Origin of the sequence: Cytobacillus sp. Hz8 (genome assembly GCF_042263505.1) — a bacterium.
Lineage (GTDB): Bacteria > Bacillota > Bacilli > Bacillales > Cytobacillaceae > Bacillus_BE.
Map to the genome: position 1 here is coordinate 20,503 of NZ_JBHKFI010000007.1, position 25,686 is coordinate 46,188.

Sequence of the window (25,686 nt, forward strand, 5' to 3'; positions counted from 1 at the left end):
GTTAAAAAATAATAAAGATGTTTAAAAAGCCTGCTATGTTGAGGTGACCACCAAAAGTTAAAGTTCGCTCTAACTTTTGGGGTGCAGTACATGTAATTAATCGGCCTCATGGTCTTTTTATCGAAAGTATTTAGAAACAGATACAATTTAAATCTTAAAATGACCTACTGCTTTTCTTAAGTTCTCAGATAACTCCGCCAAAAGAGAAGATGATGAAGAAACTTCCTCCATTGAAGCAAGCTGTTCCTCTGCAGCAGCTGCAATCTCTGAAGAGCTCATAGAAGTTACATTCGCTATCTTGGCTATTTCTATTATGGATAAATTGACCTGTTGTGCATTTTCAGATAATTTCTCTGAAATAGTTGATAGTTCTTGTGTTTGTGAATTTACTTGATCTACAGAACTCAAAATATCATCAAATTTCTTACTTGTTTCTCTCGTCAAGTCTAATCCATTTGCTACATCTTTATTTCCCGTTTGCACCATTTCTACAGCTTTTTTTGTATCTAATTGAATAGATTGGATTAATTGTGAAATTTGATTGGCGGAGTTTCTTGAATCCTCTGCCAACTTACGAACTTCATCAGCAACAACCGCAAAACCTTTTCCATATTCACCTGCCCTTGCAGCTTCTATCGCAGCATTTAAGGACAAAAGATTTGTTTGATCTGATATAGCAGTAATAAGCTTTATTATTTCTTCTATCTCAGATGATCTTTTTTCTAAAGCTAATATCACCTTATTGGTTTCTAAATTAGATTGATTTATATGATTAATTTGTTGTGATACTTTATGTATGTACTCATTCCCTAGATTTGCTTGTGCTTTTGTATCAACCACAGACTTTGCTACATAAGAGGCATTTTCTGCAATATGTTCAATATCTTTAATCATTTTTTCTATAGCATCTACGCCTTCCTCTGTTTTCTTTCCTTGAATTTCAATTTTATTCACAACATCATTAATAGAATTTGAGACCTGGTTTGTTGCTGCATTTGTTTCTTGAGCACTCGCTGATAATTCTTCTGATGATGAAGCCACTTGTTCTGATGAAGAGCTAACCTGAAGAATCGTGTTTCGCAGATTTTCCCTCATTTGATTAAAAGAATCTGCTAATTGCCCTATTTCATCATGAACATTTACTTTAACTTCCTTCGTTAAGTCTCCTTTACTTACATAACTTGCGGAAACAAGTAATTCCTTAATAGGATTTGATATTCTTCTTGCTAAAATGATTGCAATAAATATTCCTATTACAATAAAAAAGAGCGAAAGAATAATGCATGTCCATATCATGCTAGCCTTTAGCTTCGAAATGAAATTTGCGTCTACGTCAACACCAACAACAGAATCCGTTCCACTTATCTTTTTGTAAGCAGACACATGAGATCCGATTTCATCCTTATAGACATCAGTCTTGAGTATTCCCGTTGTATTAAACGCTTTCAACTGATCTTTGTTAAAATGCCATTCTCGCATAAAATCATCTGAATCATTAGCTAACAGTATATATTGCTTCCCATTATCAATTGTTTCAATATAAACAAATTGTACTTTATATTTTTTCTGATATTCACGAGCCTGAGCTAATAGTTCCTTCTGAACAGTTGGATCTTTCTTTGCACGCTCTATTAAATCACCATTTAAATTAGGAAATATATCCTCTATTTTTAAAGCCGAATTTTCTTTAAATTGCTTCACAACATTATCTTCAATCAAGTAATTCGTTATGAAAAATATTATAAAGCTAAATATGATGCTAATGGCTATGATTGGAATTAATATTCCTCCGAGGATTTTAAACTTAACCGTTTTACCTTTTTTCAACTTTTCAACCTTCTTTTTGCGGTATTTTTTTCTGTAGATTTTCATAAATAGCTAGCTTCATAAATATATGCTTACACTTCTCTTTATAAACAATATAAAGAGATCGCTTACAACATACAGCCTCTATCTTAAATAGTGCAGTTTCGTCCTATACTTTGAGTAGTTATCATTCCTTTCATTTTTTTCCATCAGAATCTACTTAATTATATTTATATAACAATTGGTAATTTTATCCCTGTAATTATGCTATTTCAATATACTATAGGAAAATTTCACTAAAAATTCGCAAATGCGCCCTTTTATCCCTAATACTGGAATTTCAGGAGTTTAATTAGGGCGTTGTGGAAAAGCGTTAATGTTTAAGGAAGGTAATTTTTCAAATATTAGCTTAATATTCTTTTTTTTTTACAAAATATTAATTATACCCTTTTAGCTTTATTTGCTTAGTGAAATAATCACTTTATTTATTCTCTTAACATAGAGGATTTTTTTTATTATTATGGAATAAATAAAAGAAGAAAACAACGTAGGAAGAAAGGAAGGAAGGTGTTAAGAGTTGGCAATTACTATTACGATGGGAATTCAAAAAGGCGGTTGCGGTAAATCGATTACTACAGGTATTCTTGCTTATTTATTAAAGGAAGATGGATATCGTGTATTAGCAATTGATATGGACTCACAGGGTAACCTAACTGAGCTTTTATCAGAGCGACCATCTAATGAATTTGCGGGGAAGTCAGTATTAGAAGCAATGCAAAAGCCTTTAATGAAATGATTGAGGAAGATTATCCGAAAGATGTTTTTAAGACTATTATTACAAGAAAGGCCCCAATTGGAAGATTAGCATTATATGGATTTAATGAAAATCCAGAACTAAGACAAGCATTAAAGCAATATAAAAGCTTTTATAAGGAGTTGATTGATCGTGTCTAAAGTGAACGACATTAAAAATATGAAACGCCAGCAAAAATTTATCACTCCTACGCAAGTATTGGCTGAAACAGTAGGAGAAGAGAGCAAAGAAGAAATAAATCTTTCTTCGAACCAAGAAATAAAACAACCAAGAAAGGAAGTACGAAAAGTGGAGAGAAAACGAGTATCTTTTGATTTGCGAACAGATTTACATAAAGAGTTAAAAATGCAGGCACTTATTCAGGAGAAAAATATTTATATCTTGATTGAAGAAGCTTTGGAGAAATATTTAATTGAGAATAAACAATGAAGGAGAAGATAATTTCTCCTTTTCTTATTTAAACAAGCTGGTAAAAAAACATGTATTATGAGTGGTAAAAGTTGATTCAAATAAAGCACGCATCTTATTTGGTAACATAAAGTCTGATCTTTTTAAAATCCTTGAAATAAAAGAAGAAAAAGAAGATATTTGGGATAATAACGAATTTCTTGTAGAAAAAATAAAATTAGAAGAAAAGCTTAAAGTATAACATTTTTGGTGCATACTTAAATAAACTACTATAAAGAATAGAGTCTTAATTTTTTTATTAAAAGTTAGGATTCTATTCTTTATTTTTGATGATCAAATTAGTAGATTGTAATTTAAATATTAATAAAAAATGCATAAATAAAGATACGAAGAAACGTTTATTTCTTCGTATCTTTATTTATTCTTAAAAAAATATAGATGAATCCCATTAAAGAATTTGTGATATTAAAGTATAGATTTTTATAATTGAAATCCATACTTTCTATGTTACATTAAAGCAATTTGGCGTTAAAGCGACGCGGCTTTAAAGCTTCGAACTGAATTTGAACATTTAATCACAAATGATCAATTAGCTTGTTAAGAGGTTTTTAAATGTTATAATGATGGACGTACTTGGTTTTATATATTAAACCGAGTTTCCCATTTTGTACTAATCCATGCTATTTCAACTTTAGATAAGGTAGGTGACCATAAGTATTTTATAAATTCAACTTGAGTCTATTGAATATTAATAGACTCCTATGAATAATTTTTTAAGAGAACAACGATCAATTTTTATAAAAAATGCATGGATTATTTTAAGAAATGGTTTTAATAATCATCATAGAATGAAAACGTTTCAAGAAAGGAATGGAAATATGGCAAAGTCAAAAAGTTTATCCCTTTTCGGATTGATTGGTATTACAATGGCTTTCTTTGGTACTGTGCGTAGTGTTCCAACACTGGCTGCTACTGGATGGACCAGTATCTTTTATATGTTTCTCGCTTCATTTTTATTTGCCTTACCGATTACCTTACTTTCCGCAGAATTTTCAACTACCTTTCCAGTAGAAGGTGGACCGCAAGTATGGGTAGAAAAGGCTTTAGGAAAAAAATGGGGATTCGTTACCTCATGGTTATTATGGGTTCAGATGTTCTTCGGAATGGTAATGGTTGCCTCTACAATAGGTGTTCTTTTTGGATACGTTATTGGAAAACCAGAACTTGCTTCTAATAACATGTTTATTTTAGCAACTATTTTAATTTGTTATTGGGGTATTACACTTCTAAATATTAAATTCGATATGGTTAAAATTGCTGGTAACTGGGGGGCTGTTATTGGTGTTTATATTCCATTCTTGTTTTTAATCGGGCTTGGCATTGCTTACATGATTAAAAATGGTATAAACCCAGACGGTTATTTAGCTGATTTTCATTTTAAAGATTTATGGCCAGATTTTTCAGATTTAGGTAGTTTAACGTATCTATCTGGAATTATGTTCATTTTCACTGGAGTTGAAATTTCATCTGTCCATGTAAATAAGATGGAAAATCCAAGACGAAACTACCCAGTTGGGATCCTCTTTTCAGTTATCGCAATTATTGTTTTAAATCTTATTACTGGGTTGACTGTTGCAGATGGTGTTCCAAATGGAAAAATGGAATTAGCAAATATTACTCAACCATACTTGATCTTTTTGAAGGATTTTGGTCTTCCAACAGTCTTAGCAAATATTGTTTCTGCAATGATATTAATTGGGGTGTTAACTCAATTAAGTGCATGGGTATTAGGACCAAGTAAGTCAATGTTGAAGGTAGCTCAAGAAGGAATGCTACCACCATTTTTTCAAAAGAAAACAAATAGAGATATACCAATTACTTTAGTATTAATTCAAGCAGGTGTTATTACAGTTGTTTCTCTAGCATATTTATTAATTCCAAATGTTAGCAGTGCATTCTTAATGATTACCTGTACAACTACTATTTTATATTGTATTGTATACCTTTTAATTGGAATTTCGGCAATTCGTGTACGCTATACAATGCCTAATATTGATAGACCATTCCGTGTAGGTAACAAAGGTAATGGACTTATGTGGGTCGTAGCAATTTTAAGTCTTGCTAGTACATTAATTGCTATTGCAGTTAGCTTTATTCCACCAGATATCTTTAAGGCAAGTCAATATCCTTTCTATATTGGATTCCAAGTAGTGGCAACGTTATTGATGATTGGCTTAGCATTGGTGATCTACAAATTCAAAAAACCAGAGTGGAAGATTTCTGAGGTTGAAGAGGAAAGATCAAAAGCAAGTTAATGATGAGATCTGTTTAATAGAATTACATGAAATATATGATTATAAACTTCAATGTTCATTAGTTTATTACTGAAAATTGGAGCAATATAACTTAAAATGTGAAATGTTTAACATACTTTTAGTAAGGAGAGCCGAACATGGATGATTTAAATTTAAAAGCACTATTTTTGGGAAGTAACGGTGAGAATGTTGATTTATTTAAAAATTCATTATCAAAATTAGTAGATGAACACGTTGGTTGGCGTAAAAACTATCAACCTGAAGACTTACCAATTATTAAACCAAAAGATATGAGATCTGAAAGCTTCCAAGGAACTATTGATAGAGTAGATAATGTATTGAATGAATTATCAACAAAAATTCGAGCTAACTCAGTACCTTGGCATTCTTTACGTTATTGGGGCCATATGAATTCAGAAACCTTACTTCCAGCAATTATTGCTTATACTTATGGAATGTTATGGAATGGTAATAACGTAGCATATGAGTCATCTCCAGGAACATCCCAAATGGAAGAAGAAGTTGGATTAGATTTTGCGAAACTTATGAGCTATCCAGAAGGAAAAAGCTGGGGACATATCTGTGCTGATGGAACAATTGGAAATATTGAAGGACTTTGGTACGCACGTAATATGAAGTCTATTCCATTTGCAATTAAAGAAGTTGCACCAGATTTAGTTAAAGATAAGAGTGAATGGGAATTATTGAATATGTCCGTTCAAGAAACCTTAGACCTTATTGCGGCAATTCCAGAAAAAATTGAGGACATTAAAGCCCATTCTGCTCGTAGTGGTAAGAATATCCAAAAATTAGGTAAATGGATAATTCCACAAACAAAGCACTATTCCTGGATTAAGGCTGCTGATATCGTCGGTATCGGTCATGAAAATGTTGAACAAATTGATATTGATGAACATTATCGAATGGATATTGACAAATTAGAAGCTAAAATTCGCGAATTCACTGAAAAAAATATTCCAATTCTTGGCGTAGTTGGTGTAGTTGGTACCACAGAAGAAGGACAAGTTGATCGCATTGATAAAATTGTGGAACTTCGAAACAAATTAGCCAAAGAAGGTATTAATTTTTACCTTCATGTTGATGCAGCTTACGGAAGCTATGCACGCTCTATTTTCTTAGACGAAAATAGTAATTTCATTGATTATGATAAGCTTGATCAATATTATGAAAAATATCATGTTTTCACAGAAAAAAATGAATGGTTAACAGAAGATATTTATAATTCTTTTAAAGCTATGAGTGAAGCTGATTCAATTACTATTGATCCTCATAAGATGGGATATATTCCGTATTCAGCAGGCGGTATCGCTATTAAAGATATTAGAATGCGTGATATGATTTCTTACTTTGCAACATATGTATTTGAAAAAGGTGCAGATATTCCTGCATTATTAGGTGCTTTTATGCTTGAAGGTTCTAAAGCCGGTGCAACTGCAGCAGCTATTTGGACAGCTCACAGAGTATTACCTTTAAATGTTACTGGATATGGAAAATTAATTGGTGCAAGCATTGAAGGAGCATACAGATTCTATAATTTCTTAAGTAACAAAAAATTCATAGTTGGAGAAAAGACAGTTGTTTGTCATACATTAACCAAACCTGATTTTAATATGGTTGACTATGTGTTTAAAGAAGAAGATAACTCAAATTTAGTAGAAATGAATGAATTCAATAAAGCATTTTATGATTACGCTTCTTATGCTAAAGGTGGGCTATATAATAATAGCTTTATGACTTCTCATACAGATTTTGCTACTGATGACTATGGAAATAGTCCGTTACCATTTGTTCAAAGTCTTGGATTTAGTAAATATGAGTGGGATAAGACAGAAAAAGTAACTATTCTTAGAGCTTGTGCCTTATCACCATATGCATGTGAAAAAGAAGTATTTGATGAATATGCAGCAAAAATAGAAAAAGCAATTCAAGAAAAGTTAGAAGCAATCTATAGTGATAAACAAGAAGATGAAATGTATAAACGCTTGTTCAAAGAATTATCACAAGAAAAAGAAGAAGAATTGGTTTATGTCAAATAAAAATAGTTGTTTATCTTTGTAAAGAATTAAGTTTAAGAAAATATCATTGGTCACATCCAAAAATAATTAATTTCCTCTGAAAAGTTATTAAATAAAAAAAGGATGTGTCCTAAAAGAATGAACAAGAAGAATTGGTTTATGTCAAATAAAATTTATTGTTCATCTTTGTAAAGAATTAAGTTTAAGAAAATATCATTGGACACATCCGACAATAATTTATTTTACCTCTATTAAGCTATTAGATTACGGAAAGATGTGTCCAAAAAAGTAAAGAAAAAATAAATAATTATTAAAATAGCACCTTTCCTTGTAAAAATGAGTTCATAAAAACATCATTGGACACATCCTAGGAATAATTTATTTTTCCTCAAAAAATAATTAAATTCAAGGGATGTGTCTAATAAAAGAAAATAACTAAAAGAGTAGAGAAGGTAAAAATATGAAAAATATTACATTGAAAGAAAGTGTTTTTCTTTTAAGTGTCCTATTGGCTATATTCGGTATTTGTATTATTGGATTTGAGTTGCCTCCGCAAATTCCAATATTAATTATAATAGGTATTATATTTATATTTGCAAAAATTAAGGGTGTTTCTTGGGATATTATTCACAAAGGAATAGAAAATGGAATTAAACCAGGGTTAATTCCTATTTTTATTTTCATGTTAATAGGTGCCTTAGTGAGCGTTTGGATTGCAAGTGGGACAATACCCACAATTATGATATATGGATTTAAAATATTATCTCCAAAACTATTCTTGCCATCAGTATTTGTAATTAGTTTCATAGTTGGTATTGTCGTAAGTTCATTTACAACAATTTCAACTGTAGGAATTGCACTTTCCGGTATGGGACAATTAATGGGATTTGATCCAGCCTTAACAGCAGGAGCCATCGTTTCTGGTGCTTATTTAGGGCACAATGTATCACCGTTAGCAGATACAACAAGTCTAGCATCTGCACTTGCAGAAATTGATATGTTTGAACATATTGCTAATTTGATGAAAACTGCTATTCCTACTTTTATTATTTCCTTAGTATTTTTTATGTTTTTTGGACATTCTAATACAACTGCCACAGGAGATGGTATAAATCAATTAGTAAATACACTCTCTTCAACTTTTCATATTTCAATTGTTACATTACTACCTTTATTAGTTATGTTTATTTTTTCATGGAAAAAAGTACCAGCTATACCAACTTTACTGGTTAGCATCGCAGTCTCTGTAGGTATTATTTATTTAAATAATCCACATTTAAGTTTTCTTGATCTTGCAAATTTGATTCAAGACGGATATGTTTCTAAAACAGGTGTGAAAAGTGTCGATTCATTATTAACCCGAGGCGGCATCCAAAGTATGATGTGGTCTGTTTCGCTTATCTTTCTAGCTTTATCTCTAGGTGGCTTGTTAGTCGAATTAAAGGTAATAGACACACTTATAAAAAGTATTCGCAATATTGTTAATACAAAAGGTAAACTGATTCTGACTACAACATTAACCTGTATTGGTGTAAATGTCATGGTTGGGGAACAATATTTATCAATGATACTACCAGGTAGAGCATTTAAGAAGCAGTACGACGCTATTAATCTGCAATCAAAGGAACTTTCTAGTGTTTTAGCAAATGCTGGAGCAGCAATTAACCCTCTTATTCCTTGGGGTGTTAGTGGTGTCTTTATAAAAGGAGCTCTAGGTATATCCACCATGGATTACTTTCCATTTGCTATTTCTTGTATAGTTGCCTTCGTGTTAAATATTATACTCGGCTTTATTATTCCTAATAAGGAAGCCAATTATATGGCAACAAAAAAAGTATCATAATTATTGAAATATATTATTTTTTATTTTAAATAAAAACTTTTTTAGCTTTTACAAAAAGGTCCGCAGAAATATTAACATTATTTCTGTCGACCTTTTTGTATTTTCTAGTGTAAAGAAAAAATATTGACGAAAAATATTAATCGCAAATTCAAAAGAAAGAATTGATTAATCTGTTAATCTTACAAGATTGTTGTTTTTCTTACCTTTACGAACGATAATAAACCTTCCTCCTATGGAGCTTTCCATAGTGATATCTGCATTGATATCATTAACTCGATCACCGTTTATTGAAATGGCACCGTTACTAACATCTTCTCGTGATTGACGTTTAGATGGTTCAAGACCTATATCTACAAGCCAATCAACAATATTTTTTGATTCCTTTGATGCATGGAATGTAGGCATATTTTTAAAACCTATCTCAATTTCATCTGCGGTCAATGATTTAATGTCTCCATTAAATAATGCGTCTGAAATTTTTAATGCTTGGTCTAATGCGTCTTCTCCATGTACAAACTTTGTAACTTCAAACGCAAGTACCTTTTGTGCCCAACGTTTATGAGGCTCAGTTCTCACTTTTACTTCTAAATCATGAATTTCCTCTTTTGATAAGAAGGTAAATAGCTTTAGAAATTTAATAACATCTAGATCATCAGTATTTAACCAGAATTGGAAGAACTCATATGGAGTTGTTTTTTCTGGATCTAACCAAATAGCTCCGCCTGCGGTCTTACCAAACTTGGTTCCATCAGCCTTTAATAGTAATGGGATGGTTGTTCCAAATGCTTTTGCTTCTGGACCTTCTTTTTTACGAATAAAATCAATTCCAGCTGTAATATTGCCCCATTGATCACTTCCGCCTATTTGCATTTGTACATCCAATTCTTTAAATAGATGGTGGAAATCTAGGGATTGCAGGATTTGGTATGAAAACTCTGTAAAAGATATACCTTTATCCAAGCGACTAGCCACAACATCTTTGGCTAACATACTATTAACACCAAAGTGTTTTCCGTAATCGCGTAAAAAATCAATTATATTGATCTTATGAGTCCAATCATAGTTATTTACAAATATTAATGGATTAGGAGCGTTATCAGAGTTAAATATTTTGTTCATTTGTTTAGTAAGTTTTTCAACATTATGTTGAACGGTCTCTAATGTTTGTAATTGACGTTCTGTTGTGCGCCCACTTGGATCCCCAATTGTTCCTGTTGCCCCTCCAATCAAAATAACTGGATGGTGGCCATGCATTTGGAAACGTTTCATCATAACAAAAGGTAATAAGTGGCCAATATGCATGCTATCACCGGTTGGGTCGATACCACAGTATAAGTATATTGATTTCTCTTCTACTAGTTTGTGTATCCCTTCGGCGTCCGTTTGTTGGTTAATTGCGCCTCTCCATTCTAATTCGTCAATAATATTCATGTCTTTTCACTCCTTTTTATGATATAAAAAAACGCCCCTATGTCATATAGACATAGGGACGATTATTTTAACCGTGGTACCACCCTAATTTGCATTAACAGTAACCATAAACATATTAATGCAGCTCATTTACGATATATATCGGATTGTTAGTCCGCTTAGCATTACCTAAGAAACTCGAGAGTGTAATTTGCGAATTTGTTTGTGCTAAGTTCCATCAACCCTTAGCTTTCTAAGTAACAGTGACAAATTGCTACTTCGCTCCTTCATTGTTATATAATATTAAATTATCTATTATTCTAATAGAACAACCAAAGCTTGTCAAGTAATAATAAATTATTATATTAAAATAAATTAATTTAATTTTATATATCAATATTAGCAAAGTAGTAAATGATTAAATCAAATAATTATATAGTAAGTAGCTCTGTCTTATCGATATATCCGGCATGATTAGACAGCCTTTTAGCTAAATGAATAATTTCACTAATGGCCTCGTCTTTTTTTTCATACCAACTATCTTCTAATAGAGTACAGTTGACTCCACAAATTATTTCATTTTTATGATTATATACAGGGGCTGCAATAGAATAACAACCTTTTGCCCATTCTTGATCACTAATAATATATCCTAACTTTCTAGCAATTTCTAACTGCTCCCAAAGCTCATCTATCGTCTTTATTGTATTAGGAGTCTTCCTAACCAGATCTTTTTCTTTATATAGGACTTGCAACTCATTATAATTGTATTGAATCAATTGGATTTTCCCAGTAGCTGTTGCGTGGGCTGGATATTGCATGCCTACTTCAATTGCTACTCGGACAGTTGAATCATTTTCTTGTTTTGCTAAAAATAATACATTGGTTTCATTTAAAACTCCCAATAGAATATTTTCCTTTAAATTTTCCCTTGTTTTTAATGCTTCCATGTTAAACGATTGTAGTAAATTAAAATTTTGGAAATAAGCTGAACCGTACGCACCTAGAGCTGGACCTAAGATATAAGTATCCCCTTTTTCTTTAATAACCCATCCTAAAATTTCAAGAGTATTTAACAATGAAAACATTGAACTTTTGTTAATATCTAGAGCTTTTGAAATATCTATTAATCTGTATTTTCCAGGATGCTTTGCTATTAAATTAAGAACTAGATTTGCTCGTTCAATCGAACGCATCCAATATTTTTCTGACATGTGATCAGCTCCTATTGATAGAAACTATAATGTTAAAGTTTAAATAATACAACCTACTAACGGCCAACGAATTTATTATAAAATGGTTATTTTTATTATATCATTTATTTAATTATGAATTAAGCGAATATTAAAACTAAATAGCGCTTACAGATCTATATACTTTCAGGCAAATGATGTTTATACATTTTTAATGCATCTGTATGCTCTTTTAAAACAGTTAAAGTTTTTGGATTAGGCTTTACATAAATAACAGGATAGTCCTTTTCATCAAATTTCTCATTAACTAAAAGGCTAATTTTTCTTCACCTATTGAAAATTGGGAATCAACACCAGTTTTGTTTCCACGAGCATCTAAACGAATCCATTTATTAAGAGGTTTTAAATAAATAGCATTTAAAGCATGAAGGGAATATCCTTTTTCTGGGGTATCAAACAACATCAATCGCTGATAACAGAAACCTGTTGGTATTCCTTGCGAACGCAATAGTGATGCTAATAAATTTGATTTTGCGTAGCAAATTCCTTCTTTATACTTTATTACTTCTGATGCTTTACAAGTAACTCGTTTTCCTTGAATATCCCATGAATGAGATATTTCATCACGAACAAATTCATAAGCAATTTTTGCCTTTTCAATTTCTGATTGAGCTGAGTTAAAAAGTTCCTTAATTTTCTTTTTTATCATTGGATTAGAGAAATTAACTTCATCAAATTCAAGTAAATAATCTTCTAATTGTTCAGACTCACAAATCATTTTCATTAACTATATCCACCTCATTGTGCATAATTATGTATAAATTAGAATTATTATACAACAAAATAAGGTGGTTTTAAATATTTACTGTTAAATTATCCTGCCCTTTAGCTTAATAAGAAATATCAATATGAAACACTTTTAAATTTTTCCGGTTCTTTTTTATTATACGGTCCTCGTATATTCCAACTCGTTCTTTAGTCTGTGTAAAAAAAGGAGTTGAATGCTTGAAAGATTTTTTTATCTCAAACGGCATATTTTGTTTTAAGATAACTTTCAAGAAATTATGAATTCTATCCTGAGCATGTTGAAGATTTTGTAATTATGTGAAATGCTATTGTGGTGAAAAAAAAAGGAGAAATTAAAAGAATTGAGTGAGGTGCCAGTGGTACTTGATCTCGATTCTTTTTGTTGACTGAAGCGTTTTATAAAAATCTTTTACTTGAAAAGAAAGTTTTTACTAACATTCTCATTAAAGGTACTACTGATGCAGTGCTTTTTTATAGTAACTCTTTAATAGACTGGCTGCTAATTCATCATAATCATCACTTATATATAGGTAAAAATTCGAAATTTCCAAAAATCACTTACGATAAACAAATCTTTTTGCAAAATCCACTGCCTTAATAATAGAAACATTGAATTCGAGAGGGTGTCAGATGAAAGAATTAATTAAGTATGAGCTGAGCTATATAAACTGTTTAAACAGGCATCGTGATTTCGGAGGGCACTTACCTTCAATGCACTGATTTTTTGAGTATAGCATTGGGAATCGGTAAGAATTTACTTAAATAGGGAATGCCTTATGAAATTACGATATACACGATTCAGAGTTTCACATAAAAAGTCGGTTTCCAACTTTCTTTACATGGTGATTTCTGGCGGTTCCACACATTCTTTTTTTCACTTTTATCATGTATAGATTTTTAATTAATAAAATTAGTTTTCTGGTTTTTTTAACACTTGACAACTGCTGTAGATTTGAAAGAAAGTTGTGAAGCTTTTCCCCTTTAGATCTAATTGTCTAAAGGGGTGTTTTTATGTCTAAAAGAAAAAGAACGTCTAAAATTAAGAAGTGGATTAAAGAAGGTCATGGCACAGGTATTGGTTCAGAATATAAGCCATGGCTAAAAGTTTTAAGAAGATGATTTCTGTAGTTTGATCTCTTTCAAAATGAAAAATCTTTAACTTACCCATTTATAATTTTTAGATGAGTTTTTTCTAGCAAAAGCTCACCTCCAAACTGCTTCTGAACAAAACGAATAAACTCCTTCATAACATATGAGGTGTATCCGCCTTTTTTGGTAATTAGAACAATTTTCTCGTTGAAAATCATGTTATCAATAGGTATGCTTTTAATTAGTGGAAAATTATATCGCTCTATAATCGGTTCTGGAAGTATAGAAATCCCCATGTTAAGAGAAACCATTTCAACGATTAAATCCCACTGTGAACTAATAAAATCAATATGTGGATTAAACCCAGCTTCCTTACATGACTTTAATATATGGTCATTAAGCATAGACTTATCATCTAAAATATTAAATGATTCGTCTTTCAGATCTTTCATGTTAACCTTTGGTTTGCTCGCCAAGTGATGATCCTTATGAACGATCAAATTGCTTCGATTTTGGACTACTGGAAAAACATCAAAGGCGTCATGAACTATAGGTAAAGCCACAACTGCAATATCAAGCAATCCTTCTAATAGTTTTTCTTGAACACTATTTACTCCATCCTCAATTAATGTAAAGGTAATGTGGGGGTAGGTTCTGTGAAAATCAGCAATTATTTTTGAAAAGTAGCAAGTTTCGATTACAGGTGGGATACCAACTCTTATCTGCCCTTTATTCAGATTTTCGACATTATAAACAGATCTCGGTAAGTAATCAAATTCCACTAAAATTTTCAGTGCCTGTGACAAAAAAACATCTCCGGCATCTGTTAATTTAATCGTTTTCTCTGAACGATCAAACAATAATACCCCAAGTTCACTTTCTAAACTTTTAATCATCTTGCTTAATGCAGGTTGAGATACATGTAATTTGTGTGATGCTACTGTAAAGCTTTTTTCTTTTGCAACATTAACAAAATACCTTAGATGATGAATATTCAATAGGAACACCTCATTTTGAATATCTATTTCTTTGTATCAGAGTTCTGTAAGAAAAAATTGTGAAATTGGCTTCTTGAACTGGTATAGATGCTTGTCTACTTTGATCAAAGATATTTCAAAAATTGAATTTTTAAGGACGTAAATAATGTAATTTGGGGAAATTTTCATGGCTGGCAGTTTTATCTCTGTAAGCCTTTTGCACCTCCTGTTGTTTTCATAATTAGGAAACAGATCCATCATTTAAATTTTGCTCACTATTTCACATTACTCGATAAAAAAAGAGGTTTTTTAGCTTTTTTTCTTTTTTAATAAGCAACAGTGCATAAAAAGCCTTTTTTGCATAATGATCAGTGTTTCTTAAATCCTTACAATATCAGTATAATGCTTGGAAAATTTATTGTGTTTTAAAATTATCTTCACTTCAATTTTATTATTTTATGATAATTTTGACAGGATAGTGACAAAAAAAAGACCGCTTCTACTAAGAATCGGTCATTGAAAAAGTGCACATATGTCTGTATTCACTTGGTGATTGGCCTTCCTTTCGTTTAAAACTAGTAGCAAAGTAGGCGGCACTGGTAAACCCTGTCAGATTGGCAATCGTTTCAATTGGTATCGAGGTGATTTTTAGGAGTTGCTTCGATTTTTCCAAACGGTAATTAGTTAAGAATTCAACAAAGGTTATCTCTGTTACCTCTTTAAATAAGCGGCTAAAATGAGATGGGCTGAGGTAAACAAGATTGGCTACTTCTTTTAAATGAATCGGTTTCTGATAATTTATTCTTATGTAGTCCATTGCGGCTAGGATAGGGTTTCCCAAATCCGTTTCTAATTTGGCTGGTGTTGTTTCTTTATTAGTATCCAAAAAAGGGAGAGAGTTATGAAAAAGTCGTTCCGTATGTAAACGCTCTAAGATCTGCAAGAGTTCCCCACTTGCAATCGGTTTCAGTAAATAAGCTGAAAAACCAGCGTTCATACATGTTTGGACAGTTTTGAATATTTGAAGGTGAGAGACCACTACGACAGGAAGACTAGGATCGATCTCTTTTGCTTTTTTTCCAAATTTCAGCCCATCCATATCTGGGAGAGTCAATTCAGTGATTAAAAAGCTAGGGTGCATTTCCTTAATCCTTTCTAAGCCCTTATCTGCTGTTTCTTCCTCCCATATAGCCAAATCCATATAGGGACTATATTCAATGATGGATCGAATTGATTCCCTCGCTTCCTGATCATCGTCCACAAGTAAGACTCCTTTCAAAAAAAACACCTTCTTTCCTTTCAAAATTTTGTTGGATCTTTCAAAATTTCTCTTCCGCAAAGTGTCCGTCCTTTAGTTCTCTGAGTAAAATCTTTCCTGCAGAATTTTTAGGAATATCCTTAATAAAGATATATTTTCGCGGTCTCTTGTAATTTGGGAGCTGGTTATTGGATTTACAAAAGAAATCAAGTGCCTGAGGGGTTAATTCTTTGTTATCAGTGACGATAAAAGCTGTCACAATTTGCCCCAACCTTTCGTCATCCTCTCCTACTACTACTGCTTCTTTTACACTTGTATGTTGGCTTAGAACTTTTTCAATTTCTTGTGGGTAAATATTTTCACCGCTTGAGATGATCATTTCATCTATTCGTCCCACGACAAAGAGATCCCCTTCATCATCAATATACCCGACATCACCAGTAAAGTACCAGCCATCTTTGATTACTTTTTTGGTTACATCAGGCCTGTTCCAATATCCCCTAAATGCCTCTAGCGAACTCATATTAACTAGGATTTCGCCAATTTCCCCCTTTTTGTCCAGCCAATCAAACGAAATTTTTAAGTCACTGTTCAGTTTAACTAATTTGATGCGATTATGGATTCCCGCTTTTCCAGCACTCCCAGGTTTACTTCTTACATCCGGACAGGTACTAAAAGTATATACTTCGGTACTTCCATATAGATTTACAAAAAGACTAGGGGACATTAGTTCTGAACATTTTTCAATCAGATGCGCAGACATTGGACCTCCAGAGTATACAATCGAATGTATTGTTAAAAAGTCTGTTCTGTTTGCATAAGGGTGTGTGACAATATCATGGTACATAGTCGGGGTCAAGAAAAGACAACTAATCTTCTTATCCGAAATCATTTTAATGGCTTTGTAAGCATCAAATTCCGGGAAAGGAATATAAACTCCGTTAACAAGTGTCATAGTTAAAAGAGAACGTATCCCTATCGTATGTGATAAAGTTGGAATTCCAAGCGTCCTCTCAAACCTTTGATAACCGCACTGGAAAATATGAGCCATAGAAGAAGTATATTCATTTTTATGCGAACGAGGGACTCCTTTGGGCTTGCCGGAAGTCCCTGATGTATATAAAATAACCCCAATATCTTCATCCTGTGCGGGATAGGGCTCTACTTTTGTGATACCTTGTTTAACTAATTCATCGTAATTCAGATCGCCTAATGATTCTTCCAATCCGATTAATAACGGCCGCTCTTTAAATTTTTGTTTTTTAAGAAGGAGTTTACTCGCATTTTCAAATATTATGAATTTTGTTTCGAGATCATTTACACAATAGAGGATCTCCTCAGTTGAGGAATGTAGATTAATCGGAGCGAATATGGCTCCTAATTTTTGAATAGCCCAAAAAAGAATCACTGTCTCGATCCTGTTTTTTAAAAGGATCATTACCCGGTCCCCGTTCTTTAATCCAAGTCTATATAATGAAGATGCAACACGATCTACTTCTTTTGATAGTTGAGCATAAGTATACATTCTATCGTCTTGAATAATCACTGGGTTATCGGGGGTGCGGTCAACTGAAAACAAGAATAGTTGGTATAAATTCAAGTGAATCATCTCCTTCTACTACTTACACTTAAAATGATTTTTGCCCCTTTTTCAATAGGTTTATTTTTATTTCACAATTTTTTTAAAAAACATATCCCAATAAAGGGGAATATTTTGACTTTGGATTTTTTCAAAAATAATAATTATCGAGGGATAAGAGATGGGTGAGGTGGGTGAAAAAGAATATAAAAATGGAAAGGAGAATCTATGTTTGAAACTTGCGCTAACTGGACCATGCCCAAATACGCTAAAAAAGTTCGTGACAGATTCTCCAATCTGAGAGATTTGCATGTTTTTATGAACAAAAAGCAAGAGTGAGGCGGAATGAATTATTGTCGGCTATGTACCTCAAGAGGATGACCGATCTTCTTAATAGATTCCTTAAAAAATAATCAGAAAAAGCGAAAGCAGATGATCATTTTAAGATTCGTTCATCCTCTAAAATGGATTTCAAATCGTCTAATAAACTATTATAGAGCCTTAGAATATCAACGAAATGATCATTTTAAGTATATTTAGTCAACGCTAGAATCCACTACCTTAAGAAATCTTATGGTCTCTTACCCATAAATCATCAAATACTTTTTCTCTCTCATCGAGAGTATACCCTTGAACCACAGAATTAACATAAATAAGTGGTGTTCCGACACGATTAGGATCCACTTGGCCGGTTTCCACAATCTCATTCACTTCAGCGATAACATAATCCGCTGCCATAGCCATGATTGGATTCATTGTTATGCCTGTCATTCTGTATTCAATATTTCCCATTTTATCCGCACGGAAGCCATCAATCAAGGCTACATCTGCACGCAGAGGAGTCTCTAGTAAATATTCCTTGCCATTCACTTGAGTCTTTTCCTTGCCTTTCTCCACTAAAGTTCCTACGCCAACTGGGGTCAGGACTCCCCCTAAACCGCCGCCGCCACAGCGGATTTTTTCTGCCAAAGTTCCCATTGGAAACCATTCCAGTTCTAATTCTCCGGACAGATAAAGCTTTCTAATGGCAGGAGTGGTGCCGGTGTGTGATGATATGATTTTGCGCACTTGATGGTTCTCGACCAATTTACCAAGGTCAAATCCACCCCCAGGATAAGAACAAACGGTAGTAATAAGGGTTAGATCCTTCTTGCCACTTTCAACTAGCTTATCGATCAGCTTCAGCGGAGCACCGACGCCGAGGAAACCACCAATCATGATGGACATCCCATTTTCAATGTGGTCAATCGCTTCGTCCAGTGTAATCACTTTATCGAAAACATTCGCCATGTTAGTTCACCTCCACTAAGGGCTTGATATCTTCTGCCACAACAAATTCTGCTTCTGTCAGTTTACGCAATTCATCAACGGAAGTGGTCTCAGCAATTTCCTTAAGTACCAGACCTTGCTCCGTAACATCAAATACTGCTTTTTCCGTAATGATGCGGTCGACTACTCCTTTTGCAGAAAAAGGAAGGCTGCACAGTTTTCTGATTTTGGAAGAGCCATCTTTCGCATTATGCTCCATCGTTACGATCACACGATTGGCTCCGACCAAAAGGTCCATCGCACCACCCATGCCAGGGATAATTTTGCCTGGTACAAGCCAGTTAGCTATATTCCCTTCCTGATCCACTTCTAACGCACCTAAGATACTTACATCAACATGCCCCCCCCTGATCATACAGAAAGAGTCTGCAATATTGAAATAAGAACTTCCGGGAAGAGCTGTAATCGGTTCTGCTCCAGAATTGGCCAAGTCACAGTCATCTAAACCATGTTCAGGAGTGCCCCCGAAATTTAGCATTCCATTTTCTGACTGAAGGATCACTTTTACACCTTCTGGGACATAATTGGCGCACAACGTAGGCATCCCAAAACCTAGATTTACAACTTGTCCATTACCTAGTTCCTTGGCAGCACGTGCAGCAATTAATTCTCTGGTATGCATTTTAGATTAGTCCTCCTATTCTAATTACCGGATTTTTTACTTGAAATTCATTTTCTTATTTCTGTACCATCTTACATATTTGTTTACATCAAGCGCTTGATACAGAAATTATAGTTCTGATGAAAAAAAAAAGATAATACATAAAGGTTATGGAAAAACAATTAAAAGTTATATGAAAGGAACAAAAAAACGACAAAAAGAGATATAACCACAAGTTATTACATCATGATTTTTATGTATTATCCTTCCTTCTGTTCTGGCGTTAAAATGAAATCATCCTTTAGCTAGGGAAAAAATTAACCAAATGGGAAATGGTGATGAAAATGTAATCAGGTGGAGAATAATGGTTTAGTGAAAGAATACACGTAGTAAAATGTTATTCGTTGTCATGGCCATTAGTATAACAAACGAAAATAATAGAGAAGAACGGCAGTTTACAACCACATTTTTAAATCAATGTATTTCAAGGAGGTTAATAACATGTTTTTTGAGCTTACAGAAGAACAAAAAATGATCCAGTCTATGGCAAGAGAGTTTGCAGAAAAAGAAGTGGCACCAATCGCTGCTGAAATCGATCGAAATCATAGATTTCCAGAAGAACTTCTTCCAAAAATGAAAGATTTAAATTTAATGGGAATTCCATATCCAGAAGAATATGGTGGTGCCGGCTCTGATTATCTAAGTTATACATTAGTAATTGAAGAAATTTCCAAAGCATGTGCAAGTACTTCTGTTATATTGTCTGGACATACCTCACTTGGCACTTGGCCAATTTATCAATGGGGAACACCGGAACAAAAAGAAAAGTATCTTAAAAAACTTGCAAGTGGAGAATATCTTGCTGCCTTTGCAATGACTGAGCCAAGTGCAGGAACCGATGCAGGCTCAGGGAAAACCACAGCTGTTTTGGAAGGAAATAACTATGTATTAAATGGATCGAAAATTTTTATCACTAACGGTGGGTATGCAGATGTTTATATTGTTACAGCTTTGACTGATCCTTCAAAGGGCGCCAAGGGAATGTCAGTATTCATCGTTGAAAAAAATACACCCGGATTCTCTGTTGGCGAAAAAGAACGTAAGTGCGGAATTAAAGCTTCTAGTACCACACCATTATACTTTAATGATTGCCGTATTCCTAAAGAAAATCTCCTTGGTAAGGAAGGGGAAGGCTTCAAAATAGGAATGATGACACTTGATGGTGGCCGTATTGGTATTGCAGCACAAGCACTTGGTATTGCTGAAGGTGCATTGGATGCAGCAATAAAATTTGCAAAAGAACGTGTTCAATTTGGAAAGCCGATTGCAACAAAACAAGCTATCCAATGGATGATTGCGGATATGGCAACAGAAATCGATGCAGCACGCTTCCTTGTTTATCGTGCAGCATGGACTAAAGACCAAGGTCTCCCTTTCTCAAAGGAAGCTGCCATGGCGAAACTGTTCGCAGCAGAAATGTGTACTCGTGTCACAAGTAAAGCAGTTCAGATTCACGGAGGATACGGATATACAGAAAACTACCCGGTTGAAAGAGCATATCGTGATGCAAAAATAACAGAAATTTATGAAGGTACATCTGAAGTACAACGCATGGTTATTGCAGGTAAGTACCTTCGCTAAAAAGTATTTGCAGCAATTGCTAAGAAGACGGATAGTTTTCAAGCTGTTCACCTACTGCAGAAAGGAGTGTTGTAATTGAAAATTATTTCTTGTTACAAATGGGTACTTGACGAAGCAGATCTTCAAATTGATCCAACTTCCCATTCGTTGCTAAAGGAACGTGCAAAATATAAAATCAGTGAATATGACAAGAACGCAATCGAATGTGGAGTGCAATTAGTAGAAGACCAAGGTGGAGAAGTTATTGCTTTAACAGTTGGTGCAGATCAAGTCAAAAATTCCCTAAAAGAAGCTTTGTCAAGGGGGCCAGAACGTGCTGTTTATGTAAAAGATCCAGTAATGGAACAGGCTGATTCAAACGTTACAGCAAAAATTTTGGCCGCTGCTGTCCAACATGTTAAAGATATTGATCTTGTGATTTGTGGAGAAGGTTCAAGTGATGAATATGCACAACAGGTTGGTCCACGGATTGCTCAACTCCTTGGATTACCAGTTATTACATTTGTAAATAAAGTTACCATTTCCAATGGAGTCCTACATGCTGAACGTAAAGTTGATGAAGGAATTGAAGTGGTTGAAGCCAGTTTGCCAGCAGTGATTACTGTGCTTCCCGAAATCAACGAACCAAGAATACCTAGTTTAAAACAGATTTTAGCTTCTAAGAAAAAACCTGTTGAAGAATTGACTACAGAGAGTTTTGGAATTGTTGAAACGGACCGAATAAATAAATTATGTCGGAAACAAGTGGTTGGTACAGTTATGGAGCGTAAGAATATCAAATTCCAGGGAGAAGTACAGGACATCGTTTCTAAAACTGTCGATGTTTTAAAAAGAGAAGGCTTTTGTTAAGTTAGGAAAGGAGGAATACGATGTCAGAAATATGGGTTATTTCCGAAACCACGTCTTCAATTCTTGAGCTGATCGCTCATGCGAAAAATTTTTCACAAGGAGAAGAAATAATTGCATGGTCTTTTACAGTAGAAGGTGCTGAGCAGGCGGCTATACATGGAGCAGACAAGGTCTTTCAATTTCAGGTGATGAATCGTCCTGAAGCTTGTGTAAATGTACTCGTTGAGAAGGCTAAGATACATCAACCTACCGCTATTCTATTAGGTTCTACAAAGCGGTCCAAAGAAATCGCTGCACGTATTGCCGCAGCTCTTGATACTGCTCTGTCAACCGAGTGTATTCGGATTGTTAAAGAAGATGGAATTTCAGCAGAACGTTATATATTCGGCGGTCTCTGCATTGCGAAAGAAACATCACAGTCTTCCCCATTTATGGCAACGATGGCACCAAAAACAGTGGAAATTCTTCAAGAAAGTCCTGCAGTGGATACCGAATTGATATCTGGTGCTGAAGACTCGTGCAGAGTTATAGAACTTCGAAAAAATCAAGGAACGGTTAATTTATCCGCTGCAGATGTTGTGGTCTGTATAGGTAGAGGAATTGCTAAACAAGAAGATATTGAAATGGTCAATCGTTTAGCCAAAGCTCTTAGAGGGAAAGTAGGATGTACTCGGCCAATTGCCGAGGATTTACATTGGATGTCGGAGGAATCATATATCGGTATTTCTGGGCAGGCAGTAAAACCGAAACTTTATATAGGACTAGGTGTATCGGGCCAAATTCAACACGTTGCGGGTATACGCGATTCAAAAACAATTATTGCGATTGATAAAAATGAAAATGCTCCGATTGTAGAGGCTGCAGACTATGCGCTAATTGGAGATGTGTATGAAATTTTACCTGCTCTATTACAAAAGCTTAATGTTTAAGGAGGCTTACCAACAGTGGAAGAACGATTTGATGCTATCGTGGTTGGTGCTGGCCCGGCAGGAAGTGTTGCGGCTTACTGTATGGCAAAAGAGGGCCTGAATGTGTTGTTAATTGAACGAGGTAATACACCAGGATCTAAAAATATGACTGGGGGTCGTCTTTACGCCCATTCACTTCATAAGATCATACCGAATTTTTGGGAAGAAGCGCCAGTTGAACGAAAAGTTACACGAGAAATGGTTACTTTTTTAACAGATCAAAGCGCTATTTCACTGGATGTTAAAAGTGAAAGGTTAAACGAATCTCCATCTTTTACTGTACTTCGTTCAGAATTTGATTCCTGGTTGGCAGAAAAGGCGGAGGAAGCAGGAGCTATTTTAGCAACAGGCATTCGTGTAGATAAATTAATTTTAAAAGATGGTAAAGTGCAGGGGGTTGTTTGCGGGGAAGACGAAATGCTCTCCAATGTAGTAATTGCTGCTGATGGGGTGAATTCTTTACTTGCACAGAAAGCAGGCTTACGAGGTGAACTTTCTCCTGAACATGTAGCAACCGGAGCAAAAACGGTAATTGAACTTCCTCGTAATGTAATTGAAGAGCGATTTAATTTAAATGGAGAGGCTGGGGCTGCTCAGCTCTTTGTAGGCGAGTGCACCCATGGACTCCAAGGCGGAGGGTTTTTATATACAAATCTTAGTAGTATTTCACTAGGTCTCGTAGTAACGGCAGGAGAATTTGCTCATACAAAATATCGGATAGCGGATTTAATGGAGGATTTCAAAATGCATCCTGCTATTCAGCAATTGATTGAAGGCGGAAAAACCGTTGAATATTCCGCTCACCTTGTACCAGAGGGTGGACTTAGTATGATGCCTACGCTTGTCACGGATGGGTTATTAATCGTTGGCGATGCGGCCGGCCTTGTGCTAAACACTGGTTACATGGTTCGCGGAATGGATTTGGCCATCGCTTCGGGTGAAGCTGCTGCACATGCCGTTATTTCTGCGAATCAAATAGGCGATTATACAAAGAACGGGTTAAGTTTGTATCAGAAGGAATTGGAAAATGGTTTTGTACTCAAGGATTTAAACACGTATTCGAAAGCGCCAGGCTTTATGGAAAATCATCGTATCTTTAGGAAGTATCCTCAAATGGTAGAAGATCTAATGATTAGACTATTTAGCATAGATGGAACGCCTGCTCGTCCTTTACGTAAAGAGCTGATGGGAATGATTAAGGAACACAGTAGTATACTGGAAATCAGTAAGGACGTCTGGAAAGGAGTGAAGGCGTTTTGAAGAGACTTAGCATAGAAGAACGCTTAGGTACTGACAAGTTTCTTGTAGACGATGAACTTCCTCACATTACTTTGGATAAAAACATCTGCAATACATGTGCAGACAAGCCTTGTGTTAAGGCATGTCCTGCTGGTCTTTACGTATTACAGGGGAACGAAGTGTCTTTCGATTATGTCGGTTGTCTGGAGTGCGGTACTTGTCGGGTTGTATGTATTCCAAAAGGTTTGAAATGGGAATATCCACGTAGTACATTTGGTATCGAATACCGCTTTGGATAAATATTGTAACATTGACAGAACAGTAAGCATTTATTTAACGAATAGAAGGGGAGCAGATTCTTACTGCTCCTTTCTTATATAACATATCTATACAAGTTGGAATAAAAAATTTCCTGAATTCTATATGATTCCTTTTTTTATACATTATTTCTAATTATCGTTATGATCCTAATAGAGATATGAACGAGCTGCTATTACTTTTGGGAGAAAAATAAGGACAGATTTCTACATCATATATTTGCTCTCGAACTGATTCAAGAACAATTTAAGTTCTTTTTATATAAAGATTCAATGATAACAAGCTTTTTCATTCAAAATTTTATACAGCACAAAATAAAAATTGGGTGGTTATAATGACTGTGGCAATTTATCCTGGGAGCTTTGACCCTATTACATACGGACATATAGATATTATTAATAGAGCAAGTGAATTTGTGGATAAACTTTATATTGGAGTTATGAAAAATTGTAAAAAAAATTATTTATTCTCCCTTGAAGAAAGAAAAGAATTAATTGAATATGAATTATTTGATAATCCTAAGGTAGAAGTTATAGCGTATGAAGGGCTCCTTGTTAATTATATGAAGGAAAAAAACATTAGGGTAATTATAAAGGGTTTACGAAATTTAAGAGATTACGATTATGAAGTCCAAATGGCACGGACAAATAAAAATTTATATAATGATACGGAAACATTTTTTATTCTTTCAAGTGAGAAATATTCTTTTCTCAGTTCAAGCATCGTGAAAGAAATTTATGCAAATGATGGGAATATATATAATTATGTGCCGATGCATGTAATAGATGCAATGGATAAGAAAAAGTCAAAAAACTCTAAGGCAAATATTCATGGTAATAAATTAGTGCAATCGAAGCAGGTCAATGTAGCCCTACAGCAAAATTGGCACTAATCTTATGTATTGCACTGAGTAAAAAATTTGGGACTTGTTTTATCTTCTTATTACTTATGCCTAACGAGCAGATAAACAGGCAAACTAAAATATAAGTTTGGGAATCGGCATTTTTGGGCTGAAGGATATTATGCAAGCACCGTGGGATACCATTAAGAAATATATACAGAGCAAGAAAAGCATGATATCGCTAGATAAGCTAAGTGTGAAAGAATTTGAAAACTTTATTAAGGCGTATGGAAAATGAGGCAAAGGCAATTAAATCATTTATCGGAATTACCTAAAGATAGGGAGATAATCGTTTATTAAAGAAG

Annotated in this window: 19 protein-coding genes, 3 pseudogenes and 1 other annotated feature; of the genes and pseudogenes, 13 read left to right on the forward strand and 9 right to left on the reverse strand. The window is 34.1% G+C overall.

All coding sequences use genetic code 11. The annotated features are described in order from the left end of the window. Positions 1-147: 147 nt before the first annotated feature. A complete protein-coding gene (locus tag ACE38V_RS10420; protein ID WP_375841195.1) occupies positions 148-1,827 on the reverse strand; it encodes a methyl-accepting chemotaxis protein in 1,680 nt (559 codons plus the stop codon). Between the two features lie 556 nt (positions 1,828-2,383). Between ACE38V_RS10420 and ACE38V_RS10425 the strand changes: the two are divergent. The 6 genes and pseudogenes from ACE38V_RS10425 to nhaC all read left to right on the forward strand — a co-directional run bounded on the left by ACE38V_RS10425 (position 2,384) and on the right by nhaC (position 9,222). Then, a pseudogene (locus tag ACE38V_RS10425) lies at positions 2,384-2,760 on the forward strand (ParA family protein). Continuing rightward, positions 2,753-3,049, forward strand: coding sequence for a hypothetical protein (locus ACE38V_RS10430; RefSeq protein ID WP_375841196.1), 297 nt, complete (start codon positions 2,753-2,755; stop codon positions 3,047-3,049). The pseudogene ACE38V_RS10425 and the gene ACE38V_RS10430 overlap by 8 nt, the downstream one beginning before the upstream one ends. Before the next feature lie 61 nt (positions 3,050-3,110). Then, positions 3,111-3,269 (forward strand): hypothetical protein, encoded by a 159-nt coding sequence (locus ACE38V_RS10435; protein ID WP_375841197.1) that lies wholly within the window; start codon positions 3,111-3,113, stop codon positions 3,267-3,269. A 637-nt stretch (positions 3,270-3,906) separates the two neighbouring features. Continuing rightward, complete coding sequence (gene tyrP, locus ACE38V_RS10440; RefSeq protein ID WP_375841198.1) at positions 3,907-5,343, forward strand: tyrosine-tyramine antiporter; 1,437 nt, start codon at positions 3,907-3,909, stop codon at positions 5,341-5,343. A gap of 137 nt (positions 5,344-5,480) precedes the next feature. Then, positions 5,481-7,400 (forward strand): tyrosine decarboxylase, encoded by a 1,920-nt coding sequence (gene tdc / locus ACE38V_RS10445; protein ID WP_375841199.1) that lies wholly within the window; start codon positions 5,481-5,483, stop codon positions 7,398-7,400. A gap of 439 nt (positions 7,401-7,839) precedes the next feature. Continuing rightward, positions 7,840-9,222 (forward strand): Na+/H+ antiporter NhaC, encoded by a 1,383-nt coding sequence (gene nhaC / locus ACE38V_RS10450; RefSeq protein ID WP_375841200.1) that lies wholly within the window; start codon positions 7,840-7,842, stop codon positions 9,220-9,222. Between the two features lie 165 nt (positions 9,223-9,387). On the opposite strand, the gene tyrS is transcribed toward nhaC, so the two are convergent. The 8 genes and pseudogenes from tyrS to ACE38V_RS10490 all read right to left on the reverse strand — a co-directional run bounded on the left by tyrS (position 9,388) and on the right by ACE38V_RS10490 (position 19,486). Continuing rightward, a complete protein-coding gene (gene tyrS / locus ACE38V_RS10455; RefSeq protein ID WP_375841201.1) occupies positions 9,388-10,653 on the reverse strand; it encodes a tyrosine--tRNA ligase in 1,266 nt (421 codons plus the stop codon). A gap of 51 nt (positions 10,654-10,704) precedes the next feature. Next, positions 10,705-10,932, reverse strand: a binding site (T-box leader). Between the two features lie 131 nt (positions 10,933-11,063). Further along, entirely contained in the window at positions 11,064-11,846 is a 783-nt protein-coding gene (locus ACE38V_RS10460) for an IclR family transcriptional regulator (RefSeq protein WP_375841202.1), read from the reverse strand. A 155-nt stretch (positions 11,847-12,001) separates the two neighbouring features. After that, positions 12,002-12,609 (reverse strand): annotated as a pseudogene (locus ACE38V_RS10465) (transglutaminase-like domain-containing protein). 1,183 nt (positions 12,610-13,792) lie between these two features. Continuing rightward, positions 13,793-14,719, reverse strand: a complete 927-nt coding sequence (locus tag ACE38V_RS10470) for a LysR family transcriptional regulator (RefSeq protein WP_375841203.1) — start codon at positions 14,717-14,719, stop codon at positions 13,793-13,795. Between the two features lie 481 nt (positions 14,720-15,200). Continuing rightward, positions 15,201-15,959 (reverse strand): helix-turn-helix domain-containing protein, encoded by a 759-nt coding sequence (locus ACE38V_RS10475; RefSeq protein ID WP_375841204.1) that lies wholly within the window; start codon positions 15,957-15,959, stop codon positions 15,201-15,203. Positions 15,960-16,017: 58 nt separating this feature from the next. Further along, positions 16,018-17,556, reverse strand: a complete 1,539-nt coding sequence (locus tag ACE38V_RS10480; RefSeq protein ID WP_375841205.1) for a class I adenylate-forming enzyme family protein — start codon at positions 17,554-17,556, stop codon at positions 16,018-16,020. A gap of 540 nt (positions 17,557-18,096) precedes the next feature. Next, positions 18,097-18,825: a CoA transferase subunit A gene (locus ACE38V_RS10485; protein WP_375841206.1), complete on the reverse strand. Its 729-nt coding sequence runs from the start codon at positions 18,823-18,825 to the stop codon at positions 18,097-18,099. A 1-nt stretch (position 18,826) separates the two neighbouring features. After that, positions 18,827-19,486, reverse strand: coding sequence for a 3-oxoacid CoA-transferase subunit B (locus ACE38V_RS10490; protein ID WP_375841207.1), 660 nt, complete (start codon positions 19,484-19,486; stop codon positions 18,827-18,829). A 480-nt stretch (positions 19,487-19,966) separates the two neighbouring features. On the opposite strand from ACE38V_RS10490, the gene ACE38V_RS10495 reads away from it, so the two are divergent. The 7 genes and pseudogenes from ACE38V_RS10495 to ACE38V_RS10525 all read left to right on the forward strand — a co-directional run. Then, positions 19,967-21,106, forward strand: a complete 1,140-nt coding sequence (locus ACE38V_RS10495; protein ID WP_375841208.1) for an acyl-CoA dehydrogenase — start codon at positions 19,967-19,969, stop codon at positions 21,104-21,106. A gap of 75 nt (positions 21,107-21,181) precedes the next feature. Beyond that, positions 21,182-21,955 carry an electron transfer flavoprotein subunit beta/FixA family protein gene (locus tag ACE38V_RS10500; protein WP_375841209.1) on the forward strand — a complete coding sequence of 258 codons (774 nt, stop codon included), beginning with the start codon at positions 21,182-21,184 and terminating at the stop codon, positions 21,953-21,955. Positions 21,956-21,975: 20 nt separating this feature from the next. Continuing rightward, positions 21,976-22,884 (forward strand): electron transfer flavoprotein subunit alpha/FixB family protein, encoded by a 909-nt coding sequence (locus tag ACE38V_RS10505; protein WP_375841210.1) that lies wholly within the window; start codon positions 21,976-21,978, stop codon positions 22,882-22,884. A gap of 15 nt (positions 22,885-22,899) precedes the next feature. After that, positions 22,900-24,183, forward strand: coding sequence for an FAD-dependent oxidoreductase (locus ACE38V_RS10510; RefSeq protein WP_375841211.1), 1,284 nt, complete (start codon positions 22,900-22,902; stop codon positions 24,181-24,183). Next, positions 24,180-24,461 (forward strand): ferredoxin family protein, encoded by a 282-nt coding sequence (locus tag ACE38V_RS10515; RefSeq protein ID WP_375841212.1) that lies wholly within the window; start codon positions 24,180-24,182, stop codon positions 24,459-24,461. The genes ACE38V_RS10510 and ACE38V_RS10515 overlap by 4 nt, the downstream gene beginning before the upstream one ends. A 353-nt stretch (positions 24,462-24,814) precedes the next feature. Further along, positions 24,815-25,372: a pantetheine-phosphate adenylyltransferase gene (coaD, locus tag ACE38V_RS10520; protein WP_375841213.1), complete on the forward strand. Its 558-nt coding sequence runs from the start codon at positions 24,815-24,817 to the stop codon at positions 25,370-25,372. An 84-nt stretch (positions 25,373-25,456) separates the two neighbouring features. After that, positions 25,457-25,619 (forward strand): annotated as a pseudogene (locus ACE38V_RS10525) (IS200/IS605 family transposase); the annotation flags it as partial. Positions 25,620-25,686: the final 67 nt, after the last annotated feature.

Bases quoted from the DNA above. Each gene is read 5' to 3' on its own strand.
- ACE38V_RS10495 (WP_375841208.1), top strand. From the start codon at position 19,967: ATGTTTTTTGAGCTTACAGAAGAACAAAAAATGATCCAGTCTATGGCA.
- ACE38V_RS10505 (WP_375841210.1), top strand. From the start codon at position 21,976: ATGTCAGAAATATGGGTTATTTCCGAAACCACGTCTTCAATTCTTGAG.
- coaD (WP_375841213.1), top strand. From the start codon at position 24,815: ATGACTGTGGCAATTTATCCTGGGAGCTTTGACCCTATTACATACGGA.
- ACE38V_RS10490 (WP_375841207.1), bottom strand. From the start codon at position 19,486: ATGCATACCAGAGAATTAATTGCTGCACGTGCTGCCAAGGAACTAGGT.
- tyrS (WP_375841201.1), bottom strand. From the start codon at position 10,653: ATGAATATTATTGACGAATTAGAATGGAGAGGCGCAATTAACCAACAA.
- ACE38V_RS10460 (WP_375841202.1), bottom strand. From the start codon at position 11,846: ATGTCAGAAAAATATTGGATGCGTTCGATTGAACGAGCAAATCTAGTT.
- ACE38V_RS10485 (WP_375841206.1), bottom strand. From the start codon at position 18,825: ATGGCGAATGTTTTCGATAAAGTGATTACACTGGACGAAGCGATTGAC.
- tyrP (WP_375841198.1), top strand. From the start codon at position 3,907: ATGGCAAAGTCAAAAAGTTTATCCCTTTTCGGATTGATTGGTATTACA.
- tdc (WP_375841199.1), top strand. From the start codon at position 5,481: ATGGATGATTTAAATTTAAAAGCACTATTTTTGGGAAGTAACGGTGAG.
- nhaC (WP_375841200.1), top strand. From the start codon at position 7,840: ATGAAAAATATTACATTGAAAGAAAGTGTTTTTCTTTTAAGTGTCCTA.